Source organism: Serratia sp. CoH_122_TC_1, from assembly GCF_058191755.1.
The window spans coordinates 86,891-111,511 of record NZ_JBXWLA010000020.1 but is presented as its reverse complement, the minus strand read 5'-3'; the positions used below and the strand labels follow the sequence as shown (position 1 = coordinate 111,511).

The 24,621-nt window shown below is 56.0% G+C and carries 22 protein-coding genes; 19 read left to right on the top strand and 3 right to left on the bottom strand.

Features of this window, described 5'->3' with window-relative positions; genetic code table 11:
• The 19 genes from AC2FC2_RS22610 (at nucleotide 1) to AC2FC2_RS22520 (ending at nucleotide 21,864) form a co-directional block, all read left to right on the top strand.
• Nucleotides 1-744, top strand: a complete 744-nt coding sequence (locus tag AC2FC2_RS22610; protein WP_209635382.1) for a glycosyltransferase family 2 protein — start codon at nucleotides 1-3, stop codon at nucleotides 742-744.
• The gene (locus tag AC2FC2_RS22605; RefSeq protein WP_490659942.1) at nucleotides 741-2,627 is read left to right on the top strand and encodes a carbohydrate binding domain-containing protein; all 1,887 of its coding nucleotides are present in this window, start codon (nucleotides 741-743) and stop codon (nucleotides 2,625-2,627) included. Before AC2FC2_RS22610 ends, AC2FC2_RS22605 begins: the two co-directional genes overlap by 4 nt.
• 6 nt (nucleotides 2,628-2,633) lie before the next feature.
• On the top strand, nucleotides 2,634-3,623 hold the full coding sequence (locus tag AC2FC2_RS22600; RefSeq protein ID WP_209635377.1) for a glycosyltransferase family 2 protein: 990 nt from the start codon (nucleotides 2,634-2,636) through the stop codon (nucleotides 3,621-3,623).
• A gap of 101 nt (nucleotides 3,624-3,724) precedes the next feature.
• The gene (locus AC2FC2_RS22595) at nucleotides 3,725-4,627 is read left to right on the top strand and encodes a glycosyltransferase family 2 protein (RefSeq protein ID WP_209635375.1); all 903 of its coding nucleotides are present in this window, start codon (nucleotides 3,725-3,727) and stop codon (nucleotides 4,625-4,627) included.
• A 47-nt stretch (nucleotides 4,628-4,674) separates the two neighbouring features.
• Nucleotides 4,675-5,928: a hypothetical protein gene (locus tag AC2FC2_RS22590; RefSeq protein WP_209635373.1), complete on the top strand. Its 1,254-nt coding sequence runs from the start codon at nucleotides 4,675-4,677 to the stop codon at nucleotides 5,926-5,928.
• A 323-nt stretch (nucleotides 5,929-6,251) separates the two neighbouring features.
• Nucleotides 6,252-10,028 carry a nitrate reductase subunit alpha gene (locus AC2FC2_RS22585; protein ID WP_265553773.1) on the top strand — a complete coding sequence of 1,259 codons (3,777 nt, stop codon included), beginning with the start codon at nucleotides 6,252-6,254 and terminating at the stop codon, nucleotides 10,026-10,028.
• Nucleotides 10,025-11,569 carry a nitrate reductase subunit beta gene (gene narH, locus AC2FC2_RS22580; protein ID WP_209635369.1) on the top strand — a complete coding sequence of 515 codons (1,545 nt, stop codon included), beginning with the start codon at nucleotides 10,025-10,027 and terminating at the stop codon, nucleotides 11,567-11,569. Before AC2FC2_RS22585 ends, narH begins: the two co-directional genes overlap by 4 nt.
• The gene (gene narJ / locus AC2FC2_RS22575) at nucleotides 11,566-12,303 is read left to right on the top strand and encodes a nitrate reductase molybdenum cofactor assembly chaperone (RefSeq protein WP_490659941.1); all 738 of its coding nucleotides are present in this window, start codon (nucleotides 11,566-11,568) and stop codon (nucleotides 12,301-12,303) included. The genes narH and narJ overlap by 4 nt, the downstream gene beginning before the upstream one ends.
• Nucleotides 12,304-12,305: 2 nt before the next feature.
• Complete coding sequence (gene narI / locus AC2FC2_RS22570) at nucleotides 12,306-12,983, top strand: respiratory nitrate reductase subunit gamma (RefSeq protein WP_265553766.1); 678 nt, start codon at nucleotides 12,306-12,308, stop codon at nucleotides 12,981-12,983.
• Between the two features lie 161 nt (nucleotides 12,984-13,144).
• A complete protein-coding gene (locus AC2FC2_RS22565) occupies nucleotides 13,145-13,369 on the top strand; it encodes a ribbon-helix-helix domain-containing protein (protein WP_209635364.1) in 225 nt (74 codons plus the stop codon).
• Complete coding sequence (locus tag AC2FC2_RS22560; RefSeq protein ID WP_490659940.1) at nucleotides 13,366-13,632, top strand: hypothetical protein; 267 nt, start codon at nucleotides 13,366-13,368, stop codon at nucleotides 13,630-13,632. Before AC2FC2_RS22565 ends, AC2FC2_RS22560 begins: the two co-directional genes overlap by 4 nt.
• 222 nt (nucleotides 13,633-13,854) lie before the next feature.
• Complete coding sequence (locus tag AC2FC2_RS22555; protein ID WP_265553763.1) at nucleotides 13,855-14,865, top strand: 3-oxoacyl-[acyl-carrier-protein] synthase III C-terminal domain-containing protein; 1,011 nt, start codon at nucleotides 13,855-13,857, stop codon at nucleotides 14,863-14,865.
• Nucleotides 14,862-15,878 carry an NAD-dependent epimerase/dehydratase family protein gene (locus AC2FC2_RS22550; protein WP_490659939.1) on the top strand — a complete coding sequence of 339 codons (1,017 nt, stop codon included), beginning with the start codon at nucleotides 14,862-14,864 and terminating at the stop codon, nucleotides 15,876-15,878. The genes AC2FC2_RS22555 and AC2FC2_RS22550 overlap by 4 nt, the downstream gene beginning before the upstream one ends.
• On the top strand, nucleotides 15,871-16,677 hold the full coding sequence (locus AC2FC2_RS22545) for an MBL fold metallo-hydrolase (protein WP_265553759.1): 807 nt from the start codon (nucleotides 15,871-15,873) through the stop codon (nucleotides 16,675-16,677). Before AC2FC2_RS22550 ends, AC2FC2_RS22545 begins: the two co-directional genes overlap by 8 nt.
• Nucleotides 16,674-17,957 carry a F390 synthetase-related protein gene (locus AC2FC2_RS22540; RefSeq protein ID WP_490659938.1) on the top strand — a complete coding sequence of 428 codons (1,284 nt, stop codon included), beginning with the start codon at nucleotides 16,674-16,676 and terminating at the stop codon, nucleotides 17,955-17,957. Before AC2FC2_RS22545 ends, AC2FC2_RS22540 begins: the two co-directional genes overlap by 4 nt.
• Nucleotides 17,957-18,574 (top strand): phosphatase PAP2 family protein, encoded by a 618-nt coding sequence (locus tag AC2FC2_RS22535; protein WP_490659946.1) that lies wholly within the window; start codon nucleotides 17,957-17,959, stop codon nucleotides 18,572-18,574. Before AC2FC2_RS22540 ends, AC2FC2_RS22535 begins: the two co-directional genes overlap by 1 nt.
• Complete coding sequence (locus tag AC2FC2_RS22530) at nucleotides 18,571-19,704, top strand: sterol desaturase family protein (RefSeq protein ID WP_404759391.1); 1,134 nt, start codon at nucleotides 18,571-18,573, stop codon at nucleotides 19,702-19,704. The genes AC2FC2_RS22535 and AC2FC2_RS22530 overlap by 4 nt, the downstream gene beginning before the upstream one ends.
• Nucleotides 19,697-20,779 carry a fatty acid desaturase family protein gene (locus tag AC2FC2_RS22525; RefSeq protein ID WP_490308176.1) on the top strand — a complete coding sequence of 361 codons (1,083 nt, stop codon included), beginning with the start codon at nucleotides 19,697-19,699 and terminating at the stop codon, nucleotides 20,777-20,779. Before AC2FC2_RS22530 ends, AC2FC2_RS22525 begins: the two co-directional genes overlap by 8 nt.
• Nucleotides 20,776-21,864, top strand: coding sequence for a fatty acid desaturase family protein (locus tag AC2FC2_RS22520; protein ID WP_490308177.1), 1,089 nt, complete (start codon nucleotides 20,776-20,778; stop codon nucleotides 21,862-21,864). Before AC2FC2_RS22525 ends, AC2FC2_RS22520 begins: the two co-directional genes overlap by 4 nt.
• A gap of 46 nt (nucleotides 21,865-21,910) precedes the next feature.
• Here the strand turns inward: AC2FC2_RS22520 and AC2FC2_RS22515 are convergent, their stop codons facing one another.
• Genes AC2FC2_RS22515 through AC2FC2_RS22505 form a run of 3 tightly spaced genes read right to left on the bottom strand, consistent with a single transcriptional unit; the run spans nucleotide 21,911 to nucleotide 24,479 of the window.
• Nucleotides 21,911-22,054: a DUF2474 domain-containing protein gene (locus AC2FC2_RS22515; protein WP_209635345.1), complete on the bottom strand. Its 144-nt coding sequence runs from the start codon at nucleotides 22,052-22,054 to the stop codon at nucleotides 21,911-21,913.
• A gap of 14 nt (nucleotides 22,055-22,068) precedes the next feature.
• Nucleotides 22,069-23,076 (bottom strand): cytochrome d ubiquinol oxidase subunit II, encoded by a 1,008-nt coding sequence (gene cydB / locus AC2FC2_RS22510; protein ID WP_490659937.1) that lies wholly within the window; start codon nucleotides 23,074-23,076, stop codon nucleotides 22,069-22,071.
• Nucleotides 23,077-23,078: 2 nt separating this feature from the next.
• Complete coding sequence (locus AC2FC2_RS22505; RefSeq protein WP_265553747.1) at nucleotides 23,079-24,479, bottom strand: cytochrome ubiquinol oxidase subunit I; 1,401 nt, start codon at nucleotides 24,477-24,479, stop codon at nucleotides 23,079-23,081.
• Between the last annotated feature and the right edge of the window lie 142 nt (nucleotides 24,480-24,621).

The following is a 24,621-nucleotide window of genomic DNA, read 5'->3' as shown; positions in this document are numbered from 1 at the left end:
ATGGAAAAAGTGTCAGTTATCATGCCGGCCTACAATGCCGCTGGTTTTATCAAACAATCCATTCTGGGTGTGTTGAATCAGACGTACCAGGATTATCACCTGTATGTGATCGACGATGCTTCAACGGACAATACCGCCGATGTGGTGAAGCCCTTTATTCACGATCGTCTGACTTACATTCGCAATAACACCAACCAAGGCGTAGCCGAAACCCGCAATATCGCGATTGAAGCCGCGCGCGGCGACTATATTGCGTTTTGTGATAGCGACGATGTCTGGCACCCCAACAAGCTGGCGCGCCAGGTCGGTATCTTGAAAACCGATCGTTATGACGTCGTATGCTCCCATTATTACACCTTTATAGATGACCCTGCCCAGGTAAAAAACTACCGCGGAGCCGGAGAGATTATCGCCTACAACGACATGCTGAAAAGTAACTGGATCGGCAATCTGACCGGTATGTACAACCAACGTCAGGTCGGCAAGGTGTATCAGAGCAAGGTCGGTCATGAGGACTACGTGATGTGGCTGTCGGTGCTGGAGAAAGCCCGTAACCATCTGGCGTATTGCATTCCAGAGCCACTGGCCTTCTACCGCCTTTCTGCCCAGTCGTTGTCCGGTAATAAGATCCAGGCTGCGGATTGGCAATGGCAGATTTACCGCCGTCATCTGGGGTTGTCCTACCAGAAGTCCTGTTATCTGTTCTTCTCTTATTTGTACAGCGCGGTGATGAAAAGACAATGAACCTCAGCACGCTAACGTCGGCCTGCCTGTTGGCGGGCGCCGGGTGGACGGGGCTGGTTAATGCCGCCCCTTGTGGCGACAATCTGTTGACGAACCCCGGCTTTGAACAAGGGGGAGCAGGTTGGTCGTTGGCTTCCGCTGAGGTGGTGCCCGGTGGGCACGGCGGTCAGCACAGCCTGTTCTATCAAAACCACAATCCCGCCAATTACCACAATATGGTGCAGACACTGTCGGTTAAACCGGGCCAGCAGGTGGCCTTCGGTGTTTGGGTGCGTGGTGAGAACCTGAAGGGTAAGGGAGAAAATCAGGGCGCGAGCCTGTTTATCGAAAGCTATGACGACCAGGACCGTTTTTTAGCCGGTAGCTATCCGCAGGGGGTATTGGGTACCAGCGGTTGGCAGCCGGTCACGGGCGACTTCCGGGTGCCGCCGCGGGCAGTGAAGGTCGTGCTCGGGGTGTATCTACGCCAAGGCACGACCGGTAATGCCTGGTTCGATGATGTTTACGCCTGCCGGCAACCTGTCGCACCGGCGCTATATCAAATGCGCAGCAGCAAGGGCTCGGCATCCAGCCTGATTGAAGTGGTGGATCCGCAGCAGGTTCAGGTCGACAGTACGCTGGTTAACGACAAAAACACCCCGGTGAAACGTGACAGTCGCCGCTATAGCATCAGTGCGAAACAGCCGGTGGAATTTCCGCTGCCTGCGGGGCTGGCCGCCGGGGAGTATCGCTTACAACAACAGGTGACGGATGTGGCTTCGCAGCGCAGCCAGCGTAGCGAAATGCCCATCAGCGTGGGCCGTGCTCAACCCAAAGTGGCGTTGGATGCGCAAGGTTACACCCTCAAACAGGGTAAGCGCTTCTTCCCACTTGGCATCTATATGTATGGTGAGATGGCAACGGACGAACATCTGGCGCGCATCCGCGATGCCGGTTTCAACACGCTGCTTAATTACAATTACGGTACCGGTCGCGATCCATACAATTATTTTCGCAAAACGCAGCAGTACGGTTTGCAGGTGATTTTCTCGCTCAAGGATATGTACGCCGGTACCCGTTTTGCGCCAGACACCCACTTGAGCTACCCGCAACTGACGGCAAGCTACGTGGAAAAATTCAAGAACGAACCCAACTTGCTGGCCTGGTACATCAACGATGAGTTGGGGCCAGAATATGTGCCGCAGATTGAGCAGAAACACCTGCAGGTGAAACAATTGGATCCCGATCACCTGACGTTCCAGGTGCTGGACAAAACCGGCACGCTCAACGCCTACTTCAACAGTTCGGACGTGTTGGCCAGCGATCCTTACCCGGTTGGCAGAGATGCCGATCTGACGCGCACACTTGAGTACACCCGAGTGACCAGCCAGGTTGCGCGCCAGGTGAAAGGAGCCTGGTTGGTGATGCAGATTATGGATCACGCTGCCTACGCGCCGAGCCGTAAACCACGTCAACCTACGGAGGCGGAGATCCGCAACCAGGCTTGGTTAGGCTTGATTGGCGGTGCCAAGGGCATCCTGTTCTATTCCTATACCGACCTCTTCTACAAGCGCCAACGCGGTGGTTTTAGCCAGCAGGAGTTCGATGCCATCTGGCAAGGCGTCGCCAGCGTGAGCAAGCAGATTGTCAGTTTTGACCCCTATCTGCTCTCGGGTGAAAGCACGCTGCTGCAAGGCAACAATACTGCCATTCCTGCCCGCTTGTTTATCAATGGTGGGCGCGGCCTGGTGCTGATAGCCAACCCGTATTATCGGCCAATGTCAGCACGTTTTGATTTGCCTACAGGCTGGCAGGCCGAAGGGCGTGGGCAGATCGACGCAGAATTGCCGTCAATGGGTAGCCGAGCAGTATGGGTGCAACGTCAAACAGAAAATAAAGGATAACCTGTCATGAATACCACCCTGAGCCTGATTATTCCGGTCTATAAGGTTGAGGCTTATATTGAGGCATGCCTGTGCTCGGTGTTCCAACAGCTGCCTGACTGGGCAGAGGTGATCATCGTGGATGATGGCAGCCCGGATGGGTCCATGAGCATTGCCGAAGAGGTGCTGTGCCGCTACCCGCAACATAAACGACGGGTGAGCATTCTGCGCCAGGACAACCAAGGGCTGAGCGCAGCGCGTAACAACGGTATCGCCTTGGCCGAGGGGCGTTATGTCGGCTTTCTGGATTCCGATGATGTTCTGCTGGAAGGGTACTTCAGCATTCTGGGGCGTTTGCTGGCAGATAATCCGCTGTCGGACATTGTGGCGTTCAATGCCCAGCGTTTCTCGGCGATCCGTCGTAATGGAAAGATCCAACCCGATTGCACGATGGCGATTGTGCCCGGCAATGCCGCACCACAGCACAGCGAAAGCCACATGGCACTGCTGGCGGACAGCTTCAACCGCAGCATGTGGTTCGCCTGGGCGCGTATTTACCGGAAAACCCTCTTTGACGAAGCGCGTTTTCCGGTTGGCCGCAACTTCGAGGACATTCAGTTAATTCCGCAGCTGTATCTGAAAGCGGAGCGCATTGTGGTCTGTGACACCCCATTGATCGGGTATCGCGCCAACCCGAAGGGCATTACGCGAGCGCCCAAAAGGCGCGATCTGGACGATCTGGATTATGCGATCGACGGTGCGGACAGCGGGCGCCGGCAAGGGGCCGGTCATGGGCTGTATTCGATTCTTTTCGTCACGACGTTGAAGGCACGCTTGCTGGTCGGGTTGGACTTTTTTGGACTGCGTGATGCGTTGCGAGAAACGCGCGAACTGAAACGCCGCTACTCCGGTCTGCGAGCTGAAGAGCGCAAAATGCTCAGCCGCAAGAATCGGCTGTTCTACCGCAGCCCACTGGCGTACTACCTGATGGCGCGTTTGTATAACCTGCGCGGATAGCGGCGCAGTTTTCGTCCATTTCTCCATTGTGTCGGGCGCTGCCCACTGCGCCCATGTCAACTGGGGCGAATTTGCTCGCCCCCAACAGGCAGAACCAAACTATGAGTATCACCGTCAGCGTCATAATACCCACCTATGGCCGCAGTGAGCTGCTGGCTCGCGCTATTGACAGTGTATTGGCGCAAACGCACCGCCCATTGGAAATTATCGTGGTGGATGATAATCCACAGGGCGATGCCCATCGTCTTGCGACCCAGGAACGTCTGGCCGAGTATATCGAGCGGGGGCAGATTATTTATTATCCACGTCGACACAACGGCGGGGGGGCTCAGGCGCGTAATAGCGGGATCCTGCGTTCACGTGGGGAATACATTACGTTTTTGGATGATGACGACTACTACCATCCACAAAAAATCGCGCGTCAGTTGGCGTTTATGCAGCAGGGTCATTACGATGTTAGCCTGTGCGATATGGATATTTTGCAAGCGGGGCAGATCAGCGCTGAGCATTACTATCGGGCGCGTTGCGAGGGCCTGGAAGACTTTATGTTGGCTGGTGTGGCTTACACGCCGATGATCATGATGCGGCGCAGTACGGCGATTGCGGTACGTGGCTTCTTCAACACCCCGCGCTACCAGGACCATATCTTCCTTTACCGGCTACTGGCTGCCGGGGCTCGCATTGGCACTTTGCATGAACGGTTGGCGGTGCACAACGACCATGATGGTGAGCGGATCACCTCCAGCCCGAAAGGCATTATCGGTTATCGCAATAAAATGCAGTTCGAACAGCGGCTGATGCCGCAAATATCGCCTCGAGCGCGCAAGATCATGCGCCTGCGCCATACCTGCATTAACTCGCGCATCATTACAGACTGCAAGAGCCGTCTGGTGGGTGTTTTGTATGGGTTAAAGGGCATCATCTACATCAACAGTGGCCTGATGGCCGGTGTGTATATGAAGAATATCATCCGTAACGTGTTTTTCCGTGGCCTGCCGTTCTGATGCGTTAGCCGAAAAGATAAAGAACAACGCACCTCCAGAGGAAGATTATGCGCTTTGAACGTTCGACGTTGATTGGCAGCGTGCTGTTGCTGACGGTTCCGCTTTTTGCGTTGCTGCACAGTATTGCCACGCTGCGGGTGGGAAAGAAAAATTCGGCGGCTTATCTGCTGATAGCACTGTGCTTTTTCTTCATTTTCATCAAGATCCCGCCCTTGGCGGATCTCTACCGTCATTTTGCCAATTACGATGCCATCAACTCGGCCACCCGCTTGGGAGATGTCATTCAGGGCAAGGTGGACGTGGTGTTGTACGCCAACTTCTATATTTTTAAAACGCTGGGTATTCCCTTTTTTGTTATCCCTGGGCTCTACGTGGGGCTGTCGGTCTACTGTTATCTCAGTGCGTTGAATATTGTTATGCGGCACACCGGTAAGGTGTTTTCGGCGCGGCAGTTTGTGTTGTTGCATCTGGCGGTATTGTTCCTGATTAACCCCTTTATCATTGCCATGGGGTTGCGCTTTGGTTTCTCGATGGCGGTGATGACCCTGGCAATGGTGTTGTTTTGCCATAAGCTCAACCGCCCACTCGCCGCAAGCCTGATGCTGTTTGCCATGCTGACTCACTTTTCCAGCATGCTGCTGGTTGGGGTGTTTCTGTGCAGTAAAGTGATGCGTCTGAACCGCTTACTGACGGTGGTATTGAGTGCCATTGCGTTGCTGACCGCGAAGTTCGCACTGCCGTTTATCGTTTCCCATATTACGATTTCCGGCATCAACAGTTATTCCGATGTGTATACCTCAGGGATGTATGCCAGCGATTACCTGACGTCCGGTAACGCTAACGGGATGATTAATTTCTTGATTGTGTTATTCCCCGCGCTGTTTCTCGGCGTATTCATGTTGTCCCACCCGATGCACAACCAGGTTGGCGACATCAAAAACTATGCGGCCTGGCTGGTGGTGTTTGTTTTCCTGTGTTCCAGTTCGCTACAGGCAGCCAGCCGCTATGCCAGCGTGGCATCGGTATTTTTGCTGTTTTACTACATTGCTCATCAGGGTTCGTTTATCCGCGGCAGGTTTAACTACTTCTTCCTGTGTTTCATGTTGATGGCGACAGGTTATAACCTCATTGAGAACATTTATGTCCCACGCCGACCGATCATGTTGGGGCAAATGTGGCAGCAGTTCTACAAAACACCGCTGTTGAATCTGTTTTATGGCGAACAGGATTATGAGCAGTATCTGCGCGTGATTAACCGCGACAGCGGTGAGTGGATAGGGCATGAGATGGATCTGGGGTAACGCGCCTTACCCACCACCAACAACAGCATCAGAGTGAAGGAGGCGGGCGCCGACCCGCATCCTACCCCCAAATACCCCAACGCACCCCGCAGCACATCCCGCCCCATGTTTACGTCATGATTTCTTTTTTATTTTCAGTAAATTGAGTTCACGTTAAGCCCTGATACTTTAGGGGTAGGCACGACGCTGCCGCCGTTATTCTCCCTCCGTTCTCTTGATCGCAATCAATTTGCCGCCTGAGTCGCCTGAGTAGGCTGGCGGCAGATTGAGCAACGTCGTTCCTTATAACGATAAGATTATAAAAGCCTTCAGGAGAACTCCGGATGAGCAAGTTTCTAGACCGATTCCGCTATTTTAAGCAGTTGGCGGAACCCTTTTCTGGCGACCATGGCCAGACGCTGAACACCAACCGTGACTGGGAAGACGGCTACCGTAGCCGCTGGCAGCACGATAAAATTGTGCGTTCCACCCATGGGGTGAACTGTACCGGCTCCTGTAGCTGGAAGATTTATGTGAAAAACGGTCTGGTGACCTGGGAAACCCAGCAAACCGATTACCCGCGCACCCGTCCCGACTTGCCAAACCATGAACCACGCGGTTGCCCACGCGGCGCAAGCTACTCCTGGTATCTGTACAGCGCAAACCGACTGAAATACCCACTGATGCGTAAACGCCTGATTAAACTTTGGCGTGAAGCGAAGGCGTTGCACAGCGATCCGGTCGATGCCTGGGGCTCAATCGTCAGTGATGCAGAAAAGTCTAAAAGCTACAAAGTCGCACGCGGACGTGGGGGTTTTGTGCGTTCCAGCTGGCAAGAAGTGAATGAGCTGATCGCCGCGTCCAATGTCTACACCGCCAAAACTTTCGGCCCGGACCGCATTATCGGCTTCTCACCGATCCCGGCAATGTCGATGGTGTCCTACGCCGCCGGCGCCCGTTATCTGTCGCTGATTGGCGGCACCTGCCTGAGCTTCTACGACTGGTACTGCGACTTGCCGCCGGCTTCGCCAATGACCTGGGGCGAGCAGACGGACGTGCCGGAATCGGCCGACTGGTATAACTCTTCCTACATTATCGCCTGGGGCTCCAACGTGCCGCAGACGCGTACCCCGGATGCACACTTCTTCACTGAAGTGCGCTACAAAGGCACCAAAACAGTGGCAGTGACGCCGGACTACGCCGAAGTCGCCAAGCTGTGCGATCAGTGGCTCAATCCGAAGCAGGGCACCGACAGCGCCATGGCGTTGGCGATGGGCCACGTGATGCTCAAAGAGTTCCACCTGGATCGTGAGGTGGGTTATTTCCGTGACTATGTGCGCCGCTACACCGACATGCCGATGCTGGTGATGCTGGAACCGCGCGAAGAGGGGCATTATGCCGCGGGCCGTTTGCTGCGGGCAGCCGACTTGGTTGACGGTTTGGGCCAGGAAAACAATCCAGAGTGGAAAACGGTCGCCGTTGATCAACGCAGCGGTGAACTGGTTGCCCCTCAGGGGTCGATCGGTTTTCGCTGGGGTGAGCAGGGCAAATGGAACCTGGAACAGCGTGCCGGTGAAGACGGGCAGGAAGTCGAGTTACAGCTCAGCCTGCTGGGCGCACATGACGATGTGGCAGAGGTCGGCTTCCCGTACTTTGGCGGCATTAAAAGCGGCGGTGCCGAGAGCGAGCACTTCAACAGCGTGGCGCTGGACGAGATCCTGTTGCACAAGCTGCCGGTAAAACGCCTGCGTTTGGCGGACGGCAGTGACGTGCTGGTGACCAGTGTTTACGATTTAACCTTAGCCAACTACGGCCTGGAACGTGGTCTGGGTGATGCCAACTGTGCGGCCAGCTATGACGACATCAAGGCTTATACCCCCGCTTGGGCCGAACAAATCACCGGTGTTTCACGCCAGCATATTATCCGTATTGCCCGCGAGTTTGCCGACAACGCCGAGAAAACCCACGGCCGGTCGATGATTATCGTGGGGGCGGGCGTCAACCATTGGTACCACATGGACATGACCTACCGCGGCCTGATCAATATGTTGATCTTCTGCGGCTGCGTGGGTCAGAGCGGTGGGGGGTGGGCGCACTATGTCGGCCAGGAAAAACTCCGTCCACAGACCGGTTGGTTGCCGCTGGCGTTTGGCCTCGATTGGCAACGGCCACCGCGCCATATGAACAGTACGTCATTCTTCTATAACCACTCCAGCCAGTGGCGCTATGAAACTGTCGGTACCGAAGAGCTGTTGTCGCCGTTGGCGGACAAGTCTCGCTTTGGTGGCAGCCTGATCGATCTCAACGTGCGTGCCGAACGCATGGGCTGGTTGCCATCGGCACCTCAGTTGGGCACCAATCCGCTGCATTTGGCGGCGCAGGCGAAAGCCGCAGGCCAGTCGCCACTGGACTTCACCGTCGAGGGGTTGAAAAAAGGCACCTTGAACTTTGCCGCTGAACAACCGGACAACCCGCAGAACTTCCCGCGTAACCTGTTCGTTTGGCGTTCTAACCTGTTGGGTTCCTCCGGCAAGGGCCACGAGTACATGCTCAAATACCTGCTGGGCACCGAAAATGGGATTCAGGGCAAGGATCTGGGCCACCAGGGTGGGGCAAAACCCGAGGAAGTGGAATGGTTGGATAACGGCGGCGAAGGCAAACTGGATCTGGTGGTCACGCTCGATTTCCGCATGTCCAGCACCTGTCTTTACTCCGATATCGTGCTGCCGACGGCCACCTGGTACGAAAAAGACGACATGAATACCTCGGATATGCATCCGTTTATTCACCCGCTGTCGGCGGCGGTCGATCCTGCCTGGGATTCGAAGAGCGATTGGGAGATCTACAAAGGTATTGCCAAGGCCTTTTCCGAGGTGTGTGTCGGGCATTTGGGCCAAGAAACCGACGTGGTGACCTTGCCAATCCAGCATGACTCCGCTGCCGAGCTGGCACAACCTTATAGCGTCAAAGACTGGAAGAAAGGCGAGTGCGATCTGATCCCCGGTAAAACGGCGCCGCACATCATGGTGGTAGAACGTGATTACCCGGCGACCTATGAGCGTTTCACTTCGCTGGGGCCGCTGCTGGATAAGCTGGGCAATGGCGGGAAAGGGATTAGCTGGAACACCCAGACTGAAGTCGACTTCCTGAAACAACTTAATTACGTGAAGGCCGATGGCGCGGCCGCCGGTCGGCCGAGGATTGACACCGCCATTGATGCTGCCGAAGTGATCCTGGCACTGGCCCCGGAAACCAACGGGCACGTTGCGGTCAAGGCATGGGACGCGCTCGGTAAAATGACCGGTCGTGACCATCGCCATCTGGCGCTGAACAAGGAAGACGAAAAAATCCGCTTCCGCGATATTCAGGCCCAGCCCCGCAAAATTATTTCAAGCCCGACCTGGTCAGGTTTGGAAGACGAACATGTGTCGTATAACGCCTGCTATACCAACGTGCATGAGCTGATCCCATGGCGCACCCTTAGCGGCCGTCAGCAGTTGTATCAGGATCATGAGTGGATGCGTGCCTTTGGCGAGAGCCTGCTGGTGTATCGCCCACCGATTGACACCCGTGCCGCGCAGCCGTTGCTGAACCAGAAGCCGAACGGTAACAAAGAGAAGGCGCTGAACTTCCTGACGCCACACCAGAAATGGGGCATTCACTCCACGTACAGCGACAACCTGCTGATGCTGACCCTATCGCGCGGCGGGCCAATCGTCTGGATGAGCGAGGAGGACGCCAAAGACCTGGGCATTGAGGATAACGATTGGATCGAAGCCTTTAACGCCAACGGCGCGCTGACGGCGCGGGCGGTGGTCAGCCAACGCATTCCGTCCGGTATGACCATGATGTATCACGCGCAGGAACGCATCGTGAATATTCCTGGCTCGGAAATCACCAGCCAACGCGGGGGTATTCACAATTCGGTGACGCGTGTCTGCCCGAAACCGACCCATATGATTGGCGGCTACGCGCAGCTGGCTTACGGCTTCAACTATTACGGTACCGTCGGCTCTAACCGCGACGAATTCGTGGTGGTGCGCAAGATGAACCGTATCGACTGGTTAGACGGTGAAGGTAACGACGATTCGCAGGGCAGCCAGCAGGAGAAAGTAAAATGAAAATTCGTTCGCAAGTTGGCATGGTGCTGAACCTGGACAAGTGTATCGGTTGCCACACCTGTTCTGTGACCTGCAAGAACGTCTGGACCAGCCGCGAGGGCATGGAATACGCCTGGTTCAACAACGTAGAAAGCAAGCCTGGCGTCGGTTATCCGCACGCCTGGGAAGATCAGGAAAAGTGGAAGGGCGGTTGGATCCGTAAAATCAACGGCAAGCTGGAACCACGTATGGGCAGCCGCGTCGGCCTGTTGTCGAAGATTTTCGCTAACCCGGACGTCCCGGCGCTGGACGATTACTACGAACCCTTCGATTACGATTACCAAAACTTGCATACCGCGCCGCAGGGCAAGCATCAGCCGATCGCCCGTCCGCGATCGCTGATCACCGGCCAGCGCATGAAGAAGATTGAAAATGGCCCAAACTGGGAAGAGATCCTCGGTGGCGAATTCTCCAAGCGTTCGAAGGACAAAAACTTCGACAATATGCAAAAGGAGATGTACGGCCAGTTCGAAAACACCTTCATGATGTATCTGCCGCGCCTGTGCGAGCACTGCCTTAACCCGGCCTGCGTCGCGACCTGCCCAAGTGGCGCTATCTACAAGCGTGGCGAAGACGGCATTGTGCTGATCGATCAGGATAAATGCCGTGGTTGGCGCATGTGCCTGACGGGGTGCCCGTACAAGAAAATCTATTTCAACTGGAAAAGCGGCAAGTCCGAGAAATGCATCTTCTGCTACCCGCGCATTGAATCCGGCCAGCCAACAGTGTGTTCGGAAACCTGTGTCGGTCGTATCCGTTATCTGGGCGTGCTGTTGTATGACGCCGACCGCATCGAGCAGGCGGCAGCGGCCGAAAACGACAAAGATTTGTACCAAAGTCAGTTGGATATCTTCCTCGATCCCCATGATCCGGCGGTGATTGCCCAGGCGTTGGCCGACGGTATTCCGCAAGGGGTGATCGAATCTGCCCAACAGTCACCGGTCTACAAGATGGCGATGGACTGGAAGCTGGCGCTGCCGTTGCACCCGGAATACCGCACGCTGCCGATGGTGTGGTACGTGCCGCCGTTGTCACCGATTCAATCCGCCGCCGATGCCGGTGAACTGGCGCACAGCGGCGTGCTGCCGGACGTGGAAAGCCTGCGTATCCCGGTGCAATATTTGGCCAATCTGCTGACTGCCGGGGATACCGCTCCAGTGCTGTTGGCGCTCAAGCGCATGCTTGCAATGCGCCACTACAAACGAGCCGAAACCGTTGACGGCGTGCTGGACACCAGCGCACTGGAACAGGTGGGGCTGACCCAGGCACAGGCGCAGGAAATGTATCGTTATCTGGCGATTGCCAACTACGAAGACCGCTTTGTGATCCCGTCCAGCCACCGCGAATTGGCACGTGAAGCTTTCCCTGAAAGCAAAGGCTGCGGCTTTAGCTTTGGCGACGGTTGCCACGGCAGCGACGGTAAATTCAACCTGTTCAACAGTCGTCGCATTGACGCTATTGATGTAAGCCAAAAAACGCCCCGTCAGGAGGATGCCTCATGATCAGTCTGAAAGTGATTGCTCGCCTGCTGGACTACCCGGAACAGGCGCTGTTTGACCACCAACAGGCGCTGGTGGAAGCACTGGAACCGGCCAGCGAACTGGATTTGCACCATAGTGCACAGCTGATCCTGTTTATTCGCCGTTTTTGTGCCCGCCCGCTGTTGGACGTACAGGCCGACTATTGCGAGCTGTTCGACCGGGGGCGTGCCACCTCGCTGCTGTTGTTTGAGCATGTCCATGGCGAATCGCGCGACCGCGGGCAAGCCATGGTCGATTTGATGGCGCAATACCGCGAAGCTGGGCTGGCGATCGACAGCCGTGAACTGCCGGATTTTCTGCCGCTGTATCTGGAGTATCTCGCTAGCCGCAGCAAGGAACAGGCCGCAGGGGGGCTGCAGGATATCGCGCCAATCCTGGCGCTGCTGGGTGCACGGTTACAACAGCGAGAAAGCCCGTATGCGGTGCTGTTTGACCTGCTGCTGGCGTTATCTGGCAGTGAGGTGCAGGCGAAAACGCTGGAATCCCAGGTCGCAAAAGAAGCCCGTGATGACACGCCGCAGGCGCTAGATGCGGTATGGGAGGAGGAACAGGTGCGATTTATTTCTCAGGGCAATTTAGGCGAGCAGGGCTGCGCTTCGGCGCAGCAGGTGGCGCACCAACGGCGTTTTGCCGGTGCGGTTGCGCCGCAATACCTGGACCTGACGGATGCGCTAACCGGAACCAAAGGACGCTAATCATGCAATTTTTAAATCAGTTCTTCTTCGATATTTACCCCTATCTGGCAGGGGCGATTTTCCTGATTGGCAGCTGGCTACGTTACGATTACGGCCAATACACCTGGCGCGCAGGATCCAGCCAGATGCTGGATAAAAAGGGCATGCGCCTGGCCTCCAATCTGTTCCACATCGGTATTTTGGGTATCTTTGCCGGGCATTTCCTTGGCATGCTGACGCCGCACTGGATGTATGAATCCTTCCTGCCGATTGATGTTAAGCAGAAACTGGCCATGATCGCCGGTGGTGCCTGCGGGGTGATGACATTGATCGGCGGTGCTCTGTTGCTGAAACGCCGCCTGACTAACCCACGGGTGCGGGCGACCAGCAGCTTTGGAGACATTATGATCCTGACGCTGTTGGTGGTGCAGGTGTGCCTCGGTCTGCTGACCATTCCGTTCTCCGCCCAACATATGGACGGCAGCGAGATGATGAAACTGGTGGGCTGGGCGCAGGCTGTGGTGACGTTCCACACCGGTGCGTCACAGCATCTGGTGGGTGTTGCCCCTATCTTTAAACTGCATATGGTACTGGGGATGACGCTGTTCGTGCTGTTCCCATTCTGCCGCTTGGTGCATATCTGGAGTGTGCCGGTAGAGTATCTGACTCGCCGTTATCAGTTGGTGCGCAACCGTCGATAGCTGCAGTTTGCCTTCTATTTCACTCAGCTCTGACGGTATCGATAACGGTTTATTTCTCGCAAACTGCTGAATATGCGAGATGTTACGCAGTTCGCTAATTGAACAACGCTTGCTGGTGAAGTAAGCTTTCCCTGCTAACAGACAGCCACAGGAGGTGGGGGATGCGCAGTTTGCCAATTCGATTATCAAATGAAATCGACGATAATCTGAACGATATAGCTAAGCGGCATGGGATGGCGAAAACGGATGTGATCCGCCTGGCTTTTGCGCTAATTAGCATTGCTGACAGGCAGTGGGCGAAGCAAGATGGGTCCTCGCTTGGTATTGTGCGCGAGAACGGTGAGGTGCTGGAGGCGGTGGGTCAGGTCGTGGGGGTTTTCCCATGAGGACCGAAAACCAGAATGCAAAAGTGGATGCAGAAACACTGTATTTGGACCCGACATTAGTGTTCGATGAAATGGAGCGTCTGCGGCTGGCGCGTCAGGTGTTGTGCGGTATCTTCGTTATCAGCGTGGGCGTTTTTGTCGCCCACGCCTACTGGGATCAAAATGAGTCTATCAGGCAGGTGTTCGAGCTGTTGAAGATTGGCGCACTGCCTCTGGTCACACTGGTGATCTCCTTTTACTTCCCTCACAGTCCCACCAGATAATGTTTGCCAATTTATGCATTTTTGCTTCCTTGCCGTAAACTTACTATCTCAGTATGGTGACACTTACTGTCGATGGATGTCGGCTATTCGTAAGCTATAAAAACAATCAATAGCCCCTGTATGCGGGCATTTTGGGATTTAAAACCGGGGATGACTCGTCGCTGCCAGTAGAGTAGCGCCGGGAGATCGCTTTATGGATATTCAGGTTAATCAATAACAATAATGACAATACACGCTTTTTCGTCACCTGCGTTGCTGCCTCTGAAGGTCATCGCTACCGGGGCGGCATTACCGCCTAATCGCGTCGAATCCTCCACACTGGACAGGTTGTTGCGTAAGCCTGCCGGTTACGTCGAAAAACGCTCCGGCATCGTTCATCGTTATCACGCGGCTGATGATGCGAGTCAGGCTGAGCTGGCGGTGGCTGCGTTACAGGATGCCTTGGCCCGTTGCAATATCGACGCGCAATCCATCGACTTATTGATTTCCGCGTCTGCGATCTCGGTGCAGGCGCTGCCTTGTACTGCGGCGCACATTCTCAAAATCGCCGGTTTGGCACCCGGTACGGCAGGCTTTGACATTAACAGCAGCTGCGTCAGTTTTATCTCTGCGATGCAAGTGGCTGCCGGTTTGCTCAATACCGGTACCTATAAACGTATTGCGATTATCTCGGCAGATTTGGCCTCGCGCGGCATCGACTGGGATCATGAAGAGTCCTCGCTGATTTTTGGCGATGGCGCGGCTTGTGCCATTGTTGAACGGGGTGAGGGAACCAGTGGCATTCTGGCAAGCCTGGTGGAAACTTACCCCGAAGGCAGTGAACTGTGTGAGATCCGCGCCGGGGGCACCCGCCGTAATCCACGGGCGGGTATGACCGGCAGCGACTTCCTGTTTCATATGCAAGGTAAACAGCTGTTCCGTCAGGCCTCGGCGTTGATCGAAGACTACCTTGCTCGTCTGCTGGCCGCCAGCGGCCTGACGTTGGCGCAGATCGCCACGGTTGTGCCGCATCAGGCCAGTCATCTGTCACTTGAACATATGCGTAAGCGGCTGCATGTGTCCAGCGAGGTGCTGGTGGACATTTACCGCTATCACGGCAATCAGGTGGCCGCGTCTATTCCCACGGCTCTGCATGCCGCGGTGACCGACGGACGCTTTAACCCTGGGAAGCCGGTGATGCTCATTGGCACCGCCGCCGGGTTATCCCTGGCTGGCATGGTACTGCTGCCGTGAAGGTGTTGGTCACGGGAGCCACCAGTGGGCTGGGCCGCAATGCCGCACAGGGGTTGCTGGACGCAGGCTATCAGGTGCGTGCTACCGGGCGCGATAAGCAAGCCGGCGACGAGCTCAGGCAGTTGGGGGCCGAGTTTAGTCCGTTGGATTTAATGCAGGCCACGGCGGAACAGTGCCGGCAACTGATGGCGGGTTGCGATTGGGTATGGCACTGTGCGGCAAAGTCCTCCCCTTGGGGCAGCAAGGCCGAGTTTTATCAGGCCAATGTGGTTGCCACAGAAAAGCTGGCTGAGGCGGCAGGGGCGTGCGGCGTGCAGCGCTTTATTCATATTTCTACGCCGGCAATTTATTTCGATTTCAAACCTCATCAAGATGTTGAGGAAGGATACCGTGCGCGACGCTTCGCCAATCATTACGCGGCCAGTAAATATGCCGCGGAACAGCGGTTACTGGGGGCTGTGCCGCGCTACCCGCAAACGACCTACGTTATTCTGCGCCCGAGAGGTTTATTCGGCCCACACGACCGAGTGATTGTGCCACGTCTGCTGCAACAGCTGGATCGCGACCGCGGTGTACTGCGCTTGCCCGGCGGAGGGAAAGCACGGCTGGATCTGACCTTTGTACTCAACGTGGTGCATGCGATGGATCTGGCGAGCCGCCAGCCCCGTTTGCCATCCGGTGCGGTTTACAACATCACAAACCACCAACCGCAGCGGCTGGCGGATATGCTGGATGCGTTGTTGCGTCAGCAGATGGGGGTAGATTATCGGCTACAGTCTGTGCCGTATCCCTTGCTGAGTGTGCTGGCTGGGGGGCTGGAGCTGCTGGCCCGCTTTACCGGCAAAGAGCCCTTGCTCACGCGTTATAGCGTGGCAGCGGTGTATTTCGATATGACGCTTAGCCCGACCCGCGCCATCGAAGAACTGGGCTATTTACCCCGTTATTCGATGCAGGAAGGGATCCGCCTGACCGCTGAGTGGCTTAAACAGCAGGGAGGCGTGACCTATGGCTAAGGTGACGGTGTTTGAAGTGGGGTACTGTACCCACATCGGTTGTATGGCGCTGCGTGGCGCCGGGTTCCGGGTGTGCAAATTCCCGGCGCGCGCTTACCTGCTGGAAGTGGGAGAACGCCGTTGGCTGTGGGACACCGGCTATGCACATTATTTCCAGCAGCAGACAGCGTCCGGCATTTTCCGTATCTACCGGCAGATGACGCCGGTGTATTTCGACGCCAACGCATCCTTGGCGCAACAATTGCGCGCCGCTGGCTATGATGCCAATGATATTCAGGCGTTAATCGTTTCACATTTTCATGCCGATCACGTCGCCGGGCTGCGTGATTTTGCACACCTCGACTTTATCTGTTCCGGTGGCGGTTGGCGGAAAACCCGTGAGCTGCGCGGCTTTGCCGCATTAAAACGCGCCTTTATCCCTGGCCTGATCCCAGAAAGCTTTGAGACAAACCTGGCGTTTATCGAAAGTTTTCCTCAGGTCAGTCTGCCAGCGCTGCTGGCCCCCTTCGATCGCGGCTATGCGTTACCGGGCAGCGAAGGGCACATCGTGCTGGTAGATCTGCCGGGACACGCTGCTGGCCATATCGGTGCGTTTATCCTCACCGATAACGGCTGGACGCTGCTCGCCAGCGACGCCGCCTGGTCTCCGTTAAGCTATCAGCAGTTGCGCGGGCCTTCACGGTTGGCCAACCTGGTGATGGAGGATGCCAACGCCTATTACCGCACGCTGGAGCGGCTGAACCAGCTGTGGGCGAGTGGCAATGCCGAGATCCTGCTGTGCCATGAGGGCGACTTATGATCCCGTTAATGACACTGTGGCACTACTTTCGGGCGCGCCGTTTAGCCTTTTCCGATCGCCAGTCTTTGGTGGCATACCAGAACAGGCAGTTAAAACGATTCGCACGGCGCGTCTTGAGCAAAAGCCCGTACTTTAGGCGCTTCAACCGGCAAGCGATAGCCACCTGGCCGCAGATGGACAAGGCGTTGATGATGGCGCAGTTCGATCAAATGAACACGGCCGGGTTGCAACGCGATGCGCTGTTGGCCTGCGCGCAGCGCAGCGAAGCCGAGCGGGATTTTACGCCGAAAATCGGGAAATACAGCGTCGGTCTGTCGTCGGGAACATCAGGGCAGCGTGGCATTTTTGTCGTCAGCCCGCGTGAACAGCAGGTTTGGGCCGGAGGCATGCTGGCGAAAATGCTGCCGGACGGTCTGTTTGCCGGTGAGCGCGTTGCGCTGTTTCTGCGGGCGGACAACAACCTGTATCACAGCGTGAACAATCGTTGGCTGAGCCTGGCGTTTTACGATCTCTTTGCGCCTTTTACTCCACAGCTGTCTCGGCTGGAGCAGCAAGCACCGACCATCATTGTCGCACCGGCGCAGGTACTGCGCGCATTGGCGCTGGCGGTGTTAGCCAAACAGATTCGTCTTGAGGTCAAGAAGGTGATTTCGGTGGCGGAGGTGTTGGAAGAACAAGACCGACGTCTGCTTGCGCAGGTCTTTCCCGTGGTGGGGGAGGTGTATCAGGCCACTGAGGGCTTCCTGGCCGCCACGTGTTCGCACGGCACTCTGCATCTGAATGAAGAATTCTTGCATATTGAACCGCAGTGGATCGATGCGCAGCGTTTTACACCGTTGATCACGGACTTTACCCGTAGCACCCAGCCCATTGTTCGCTACCGGCTGGATGACGTGTTGGTCAAACAGACAGAGCCTTGTCCTTGTGGGCAGCCTTCAATGGCGATTGCGCGTATCGAAGGGCGGCGTGACGATCAACTGGTGTTGCCCAATCAGTTTGAACAGCCGCAGGTGGTGTTTGCCGACGTGTGCAGCCGCGTGATTGCCAATGCGTTGCCGCTGACCAGCGATTATCGGCTGATCCAAGAGGGTGAGAAGCAATTGCACCTGATCGCCGACTGTAGCGAGGCTGAGTTGGCACACTGTCAGACGCAGCTGGCCGCATTGTTTGAACAGCAGGGCATTGCCATCGCCAATCTGGAGTGGCAACGGACGGTACAGGCGGTGATGCCGCAGTTTGATCGTAAGAGAAGGCGGATTATCCGCCGGGCGGGTGCATGATGAAGACGGTGGTGTACCGGCTGTGGCAAATGTTGCTGGGCTGGGGATGTGTGGGCGTCGTTTATACTTTAACCGATCGTCTACAAGGAACCGGCACCCTGCTCCCGCCATCGGCAATTGACCGCTGGATCCCGTTTAGCCCGTCAGCCATTTGGTTGTACCTGTCCTTCTTTATCATTGTCCCGCTCGGCTATCTGTTGGCGCCGATTCAGCGGGTCAAATGGCTGAGAGCGGCGATGCAATTGGCCGCCGTGGGCGCAGGAGCGGTATACCTGTTGTGGCCAACCACGTTGGTGTATCCGCAAGACAAGGGCGACGGAATAAGCTCGCAACTGCTGGCGGCCTTGACCCAGGTCGATTCACTGCAAAATTGCCTGCCCTCGCTTCACATGACGCTAACGGTGCTGGCCGTGTGGGCATTGAGCGATAGGCAGCGTAAAGTGAGAACGGCGTTGCTCATGTTATGGGCGCTGGCGATCGCGTTTTCCATTCTGCAATTGCGTCGCCATTTGCTGGTTGATCTGGTCAGTGGGGCACTGTTGGCGTTTATTGCCGGTTGGGTGGTGCAGCGCCTACATAGCGTGCGGCGAAATGCCGTCAAAGGAGAAATAGGATGAGCGAACTGGCGTTGCCAATCGTGTTCATGCTGTTTGTCGTCATTGGTGAGGCGCTGGTGTTGCAGTATGCCCAGCGGCGGCAGGTGAACTGGCACGATCTGGTGTTCAATTTGAACTCCGGTCATATCATGCTGTGGCTGTTTCGCGGGCTGGAGATCACCTGCTATGGCTACGTGGCGGCGCATTTTAGCCTGGGCCTGTTGGATAGCTGGCCACCGGTGCTGATGTGGCTGTTTGCCCTGCTGGCGTGGGACTTCGGCTTTTACTGGTTGCACCGCTTGCACCATTATTTACGGGTACTGTGGGCAGTGCATGTGGTGCATCACCAGGGGGAGCATTTCAATCTCTCGCTGGGGGTGCGAAATTCCTGGTATTCGTCACTTACGTCAATCCCGTTCTTTTTATTATTGGCGCTGCTGGGGGTGCCGTTGTCAGTGTTTGTCACGGTGTCTATCCTGCACTACAGCATTCAGCTGTTTAACCATAATGCGCTAACCCCCAAGCTTGGCCTGTTGGAAAAAATCCTGGTCACGCCGGCGCATCATCGGGTGCATCACGTTAAAGACATGGCCTATTCGAACAAAAATTTTGGTGGCAGCTTTATCTTCTGGGACAAACTGTTCGGTACTTTTTGCCCTAACCTGCCTGAAACGCCCTTTGTGTACGGCGTCAGCGGCGAGAAGCCGTCTGCGAATCCGTTCTGGGCGAGCAATCTTCCTTTCTTGCGTTACTTACGCCTGTCCTGGCGGCCTAAAGTGGCCACGGGGCGTTTCCGTTGCTCGGCGCTGAGCGTGTTCAGCGGCGCGATGCTGCTGTTTACGCTGGTCATTGGTTATGTTTACCAGTACGGCTACGGCTACAGTGACGTGAGCTGGCCGCAAATGGCGTTGTTGGTCCTGCTGGCGTTTGGGTCAATGGCGTTGGGGGGCATGACAGAAGGACATCGCTGGGCGATTGCTGCCTGGTTGCTGATTACGCTGAGTATTCCGCTGTTGTTCATCGGTTATCTTGGGTGGTCGCAGCGCTATTGGCAAATTGCGATGGCCGTTATCGCACTGCACGGTGTTTGCGTGGCATTAGGATGGGGCCGGGCGAAAAAGCCGGTCCCGGCGGGGGTGTCGCATGGCTGATACGCTTCCACCGCTGCGTTTTCCCGCCGATGGCGAACAGGCGTTTCATCGTGCGCTCAAACAGGCTGCGCACGCCTATTTGGCGGGCGACCACCGTTATGCCGACGGCTGGCGGCTGGCCAAAGCGGCACTGCTGCTGGTGCTGTGCTGCGCTTTTTATGTGCTGAGTCTGATGCAGCAACAGCCGTGGGCGTTTTTCGGCTGTTATTTCCTGTTTGTGATGATGGGGATGTTGCTCAACGTGAATGTGAATCACGATGCTTCGCATAATGCCTTTTTGCGCAGCCCCTGGGCCAACCGGCTGGTAGGGCGGTTAGTCACGTTGCCGCTGGGGGTGGATCCGGATTATTGGCGCGTGCGGCACGTGGAGTATCACCACGTTTATGCCAATGTTGAACATTACGATTTGGATACCGAGGAAAATGGCTTCTTTCGCCAAACGCCGTTTCAACGCTGGCGTAAACACATGCGCTATCAGCATCTGTATTGGCCGGTGATTGCCGCACTCTCGCTGCCCTATATCGCCTGGATTTTTGACTGGTCGGATCGCATGGGGAAAACCCCCTTGCATGAGAAGAATATTTTACCGGGGCGCGGCGGTTGGGCCGTGTTTATCCTGTGCAAGATTGGCCATCTGCTGCTGGTGCTGGCCGTACCGCTGGTGTTGTGTCAACAAAACGGCATCAGTTGGCAATGGGTTCTGCTGGCTTATGCACTCAGTCAGATGTGTGCCTCACTGTTGGTGGTGTTTTTGTTGTTGGGCACCCATTGGGCGCAGGCTGAGTTTTACGCGGTGCCGGAAGGCGAAAGCATGCCGCACGGCTGGTATCGACACAATTTTGCTACCGCGTGCGATTGGGAAACCTCGCCGCGTGCGTTACGGCATCTGACCGGCGGGTTGAATTATCATCTGACCCATCATCTGTTCCCCGGTTGGAATCACCGGCATTATCCGGCGCTGGCCGCCATAGTGGCGCAGCTGGCGGCACAGCATGGTATGGACTATCGCTGCATTGGTTACACTGAGCTGCTGGCGCAGCAACAGCAATTCTTACGCCGGATGGGGCAGCCATGACCGCGTTGCGCCCGCTGGCTTTTCAGCGTGATGACTCTGGCCTGCATCGTGCATTGATGCAGGCTGCACAGCATTACCTGGCCGAAAACCGCGACCACCGTTTTGCGGATAGGGGCATGTTGGCCAAGGTGTTGCTACTGCTGGCGCTGTGTGCGTTTTGTTATGGGCTGAGCCTGCAACAACACAGCTTTTGGGCGTTTTTTGCCTGTTACTTCGGTTTTATTTTTATTGGAATGTTCCTCACGGTAAACGTGGTTCATGATGCGTCGCATAACGCATTTTTCAGGCAGCCGTGGGCCAATCGCTGGCTGAATTGCCTGGTGAGCATTCCACTGGGATTAGATCCTGATTGCTGGCGGGTGCGGCACGTTATTTTTCATCATGCACACAACAACATAGAGCATTACGATCCCGATATCGACGCCAACGGCGTACTGCGTCAGACGCCATTCCAGCCTTGGCGGTCTTTTATGCGTGCTCAGCGTTTTTACTGGCCGCTGGTGGCTGCAATGACCTTCCCGTATTACATCTGGTTGTTCGATTGGCTGGATCGGGCGGGAAGAACCCGGGTCGCGGCACGAATGGCGCAACGGGGGATCCGTGGCTGGAGTGTGTTTTTGATGGGCAAAACCGCGCATGTGCTGCTGGCGTTGGCGATACCCTGTTACCTGTTGTCGCCAGCGATAGGCGTGGGGCAACTTGTGCTGGTGTATTTGCTGAGCCAGATGCTTTCGTCATTACTGTTTGTGATGCTGATTATCGGTACCCATTGGGCCAAGGCGAAGTTTTATCAGGCGCCGGCGCAGGGGCCGCTACCGCACGGCTGGTATCATCATGTGTTCGCCACGACGTTTGACTGGTTTCCCCGGCCGCGTTGGTTGGGCTATTGGTTGGGCGGTGCCAATTTGCATCTGACACACCACCTGTTTCCGCATTGGAGTCACCGGCATTACCCGGCCTTGAGCCGTATTATTGCTGAGGTGGCGCCGCGTTTTGGGATCGACTATCGGGTGTTGGCGCTGGGGGAGCTGCTGCATTTGCAACAGCGTTTTCTGAGCGCGATGGGGCGAAAACCGGGGGAGTGATTAGCGTGGGCATTTTACCGCCCACGCTTGCCAGACAGCGCCTGGGTTAATGCGTTCTCATGCCCGCAGCATTCATCAACAGCCGGAACATCGACGCGACTGCAAACAGCCCCAGCACGCTGGCACTCCAGATGACGACCAGCCAGCCGATGCGTTTCCACCAAGGGGCGGGTGAGGTTTTATCCTGCATAGTTTCTTCCCTCATCAGTGATAGCCATGTTCATGGCTGACCTTGCCGCGGAACACGTAGTAGCTCCAGAAGGTATAAACCAAAATAATCGGAATGATAAAGAGCGCCCCCACCAACATAAAACCGAGGCTTTGCGGTGGCGCGGCGGCTTGCCACAGGGTGATGGACGGTGGGATCAACAGTGGCCAAATGCTGATGCCCAATCCGCTGAGCCCCAGAAATACCAGCAGCAGGGTGAGCAAGAACGGCGAGTAATGCGCGGCATTTTTCACCCCATGCCGGATGCCCCAGGCGCTAAGCAGCACCAATATAGGCACTGGCAGCAGCACAAACAGGTTAGGTAACGTGAACCAGCGTGTGGCGATTTCCGGGTGAGCAATGGGCGTCCAGATACTGACGACGGCCAATACCAGCAGCAGGATCACCAGCAGCGGCGTTGCCAACCAATACATACGCGCCTGTAGGTCGCCGGCCGTTTTCATCACCAGCCAGGTGCAGCCGAGTAACGCATAAGTCACCACCAGCCCCAGCCCGCAAAACAGCGCGAACGGCGTCAGCCAGTCGAGTGCGCCACCGGCATAGGTACGGCCGTTGACCGGGAAGCCGTTAATGATGGCCCCGACCACCACTCCCTGGCTGAAGGTGGCAAAGATCGACCCCCAAATAAATGCCTTGTCCCAAATGTGGCGCTTTTCTGGCCGGGCTTTAAAGCGAAACTCAAAGGCCACACCGCGAAAGATTAACCCGAACAGCATCAGGGTGAGCGGAATAGCCAGTGCGTCGAGGATCACGGCGTAGGCCAGCGGGAAGGCACCAAACAGTGCCGCGCCGCCCAGGACCAGCCAGGTTTCGTTGCCGTCCCATACCGGGGCGACGGTGTTCATCATCACATCGCGGTCACCGCTTTCCTTTACCCACGGGAACAGGATGCCGATGCCCAAATCAAAACCGTCCATTACCACGTACATCATGGTGCTGAACACAATGATCACAAACCAAATCAACGGAAGATCAATACCCATGTTCAGCTCCTGTCGTCCAAGGTGTCTTTTACTGCGGAGAGCGGTCGTGCCGGTCGGCCGTCGGTATCGTCTTCATGGCTTTCATGCTGCTGCGGCCCTTTGCGGATCAACCGCATCATGTAGGAATAGCCCACGCCGAATACCGAACAGTAAACGATGATAAACGCCAATAAGCTGATGCTCATGTGCATGTCGCCGTGCGCAGAAACGGCATCCTTGGTACGCAGCAGGCCATAAACGACCCATGGCTGGCGGCCAATCTCGGTCGTGAACCAACCCGCCAGCAGCGCCAGCAAGCCGGAAGGCCCCATCCAGAGAATGAAATAGAGGAACGGGCGCGATTGATATAACCCGCCACGCCAGCGTAGCCAAAGGCTCCAGACCCCGGCGAGGATCATCAACATACCCAGGGCCACCATAATGCGGAATGACCAGAACACCACCGTGGAGTTAGGGCGGTCCTCCGGTGGGAAGGATTTCAGCGCCGGGACCTGTTCGGTCAGGCTGTGGGTCAGGATCAGGCTACCGAGGTAGGGAACTTCCAGCTTGAAGCGGGTTTCCTCACGCTGCATATCCGGCCAACCGAACAAGATCAGCGGCGTGGCTTCCCCCGGCGGGTTTTCCCAGTGACCTTCGATGGCGGCAATTTTTGCCGGCTGGTATTTTAGCGTATTCAGGCCGTGGGCATCGCCGATCATCGCCTGTATTGGGGCGACAATCAGTGCCATCCACATGGCCATCGACAGCATTTTACGCATGGCTGGCGTGTCGCGACCGCGCAATAAATGCCAGGCGGCGGAGGCGCTAACGAAGAACGCCGAAGACAGGAAGGCGGCGGTTGACATATGCAACAGTCGATATGGGAATGACGGGTTGAAAATCACTTTCAGCCAGTCGACCGGCACCACCTGGCCGTTGATGATCTCGTGTCCCTGAGGCGTCTGCATCCAGCTATTGGACGCCAGGATCCAGAACGTGGAAATCAGCGTACCCAGCGCTACCATGCAGGTGGCGAAAAAGTGCAGGCCAGGGCCGACGCGGTTCCAGCCAAACAGCATGACGCCCAGAAAACCCGCTTCCAGGAAGAAGGCGGTCAGCACTTCATAGGTCAGCAGTGGCCCTGTGATACTGCCGGCGAACTCGGAGAAGAAACTCCAGTTGGTGCCAAATTGGTAGGCCATAACCAGGCCGGAAACCACGCCCATGCCGAAGTTAACGGCAAAAATTTTCGACCAGAAATGATACAAGTCGCGGTAGGTTTCATTGCGCGTTTTCAGCCACAAACCTTCCAGCACCGCCAGATAACTGGCCAGGCCGATGGTGATTGCAGGGAAAATAATATGGAAAGAAACGGTGAAGGCGAACTGTATTCTGGCAAGTTCTAGTGCATCAAGACCCAGCATGGCGCCTCCTTGGGTTGAACATAAAATAACCTCTTCAGTATAGCGGTAATTTTTCTGTGGAAAGCTTGGCGCTAAGTTAATCACGGAGTACAGTGACTATAATAGTGACAGTTATTTCACTTTTTCATATAACAGTTAGGGC

Bases quoted from the DNA above. Each gene is read 5' to 3' on its own strand.
- AC2FC2_RS22610 (WP_209635382.1), top strand. From the start codon at position 1: ATGGAAAAAGTGTCAGTTATCATGCCGGCCTACAATGCCGCTGGTTTT.
- AC2FC2_RS22605 (WP_490659942.1), top strand. From the start codon at position 741: ATGAACCTCAGCACGCTAACGTCGGCCTGCCTGTTGGCGGGCGCCGGG.
- AC2FC2_RS22600 (WP_209635377.1), top strand. From the start codon at position 2,634: ATGAATACCACCCTGAGCCTGATTATTCCGGTCTATAAGGTTGAGGCT.
- AC2FC2_RS22595 (WP_209635375.1), top strand. From the start codon at position 3,725: ATGAGTATCACCGTCAGCGTCATAATACCCACCTATGGCCGCAGTGAG.
- AC2FC2_RS22590 (WP_209635373.1), top strand. From the start codon at position 4,675: ATGCGCTTTGAACGTTCGACGTTGATTGGCAGCGTGCTGTTGCTGACG.
- AC2FC2_RS22585 (WP_265553773.1), top strand. From the start codon at position 6,252: ATGAGCAAGTTTCTAGACCGATTCCGCTATTTTAAGCAGTTGGCGGAA.
- narH (WP_209635369.1), top strand. From the start codon at position 10,025: ATGAAAATTCGTTCGCAAGTTGGCATGGTGCTGAACCTGGACAAGTGT.
- narJ (WP_490659941.1), top strand. From the start codon at position 11,566: ATGATCAGTCTGAAAGTGATTGCTCGCCTGCTGGACTACCCGGAACAG.
- narI (WP_265553766.1), top strand. From the start codon at position 12,306: ATGCAATTTTTAAATCAGTTCTTCTTCGATATTTACCCCTATCTGGCA.
- AC2FC2_RS22565 (WP_209635364.1), top strand. From the start codon at position 13,145: ATGCGCAGTTTGCCAATTCGATTATCAAATGAAATCGACGATAATCTG.
- AC2FC2_RS22560 (WP_490659940.1), top strand. From the start codon at position 13,366: ATGAGGACCGAAAACCAGAATGCAAAAGTGGATGCAGAAACACTGTAT.
- AC2FC2_RS22555 (WP_265553763.1), top strand. From the start codon at position 13,855: ATGACAATACACGCTTTTTCGTCACCTGCGTTGCTGCCTCTGAAGGTC.
- AC2FC2_RS22545 (WP_265553759.1), top strand. From the start codon at position 15,871: ATGGCTAAGGTGACGGTGTTTGAAGTGGGGTACTGTACCCACATCGGT.
- AC2FC2_RS22540 (WP_490659938.1), top strand. From the start codon at position 16,674: ATGATCCCGTTAATGACACTGTGGCACTACTTTCGGGCGCGCCGTTTA.
- AC2FC2_RS22535 (WP_490659946.1), top strand. From the start codon at position 17,957: ATGAAGACGGTGGTGTACCGGCTGTGGCAAATGTTGCTGGGCTGGGGA.
- AC2FC2_RS22530 (WP_404759391.1), top strand. From the start codon at position 18,571: ATGAGCGAACTGGCGTTGCCAATCGTGTTCATGCTGTTTGTCGTCATT.
- AC2FC2_RS22525 (WP_490308176.1), top strand. From the start codon at position 19,697: ATGGCTGATACGCTTCCACCGCTGCGTTTTCCCGCCGATGGCGAACAG.
- AC2FC2_RS22520 (WP_490308177.1), top strand. From the start codon at position 20,776: ATGACCGCGTTGCGCCCGCTGGCTTTTCAGCGTGATGACTCTGGCCTG.
- AC2FC2_RS22515 (WP_209635345.1), bottom strand. From the start codon at position 22,054: ATGCAGGATAAAACCTCACCCGCCCCTTGGTGGAAACGCATCGGCTGG.
- cydB (WP_490659937.1), bottom strand. From the start codon at position 23,076: ATGGGTATTGATCTTCCGTTGATTTGGTTTGTGATCATTGTGTTCAGC.
- AC2FC2_RS22505 (WP_265553747.1), bottom strand. From the start codon at position 24,479: ATGCTGGGTCTTGATGCACTAGAACTTGCCAGAATACAGTTCGCCTTC.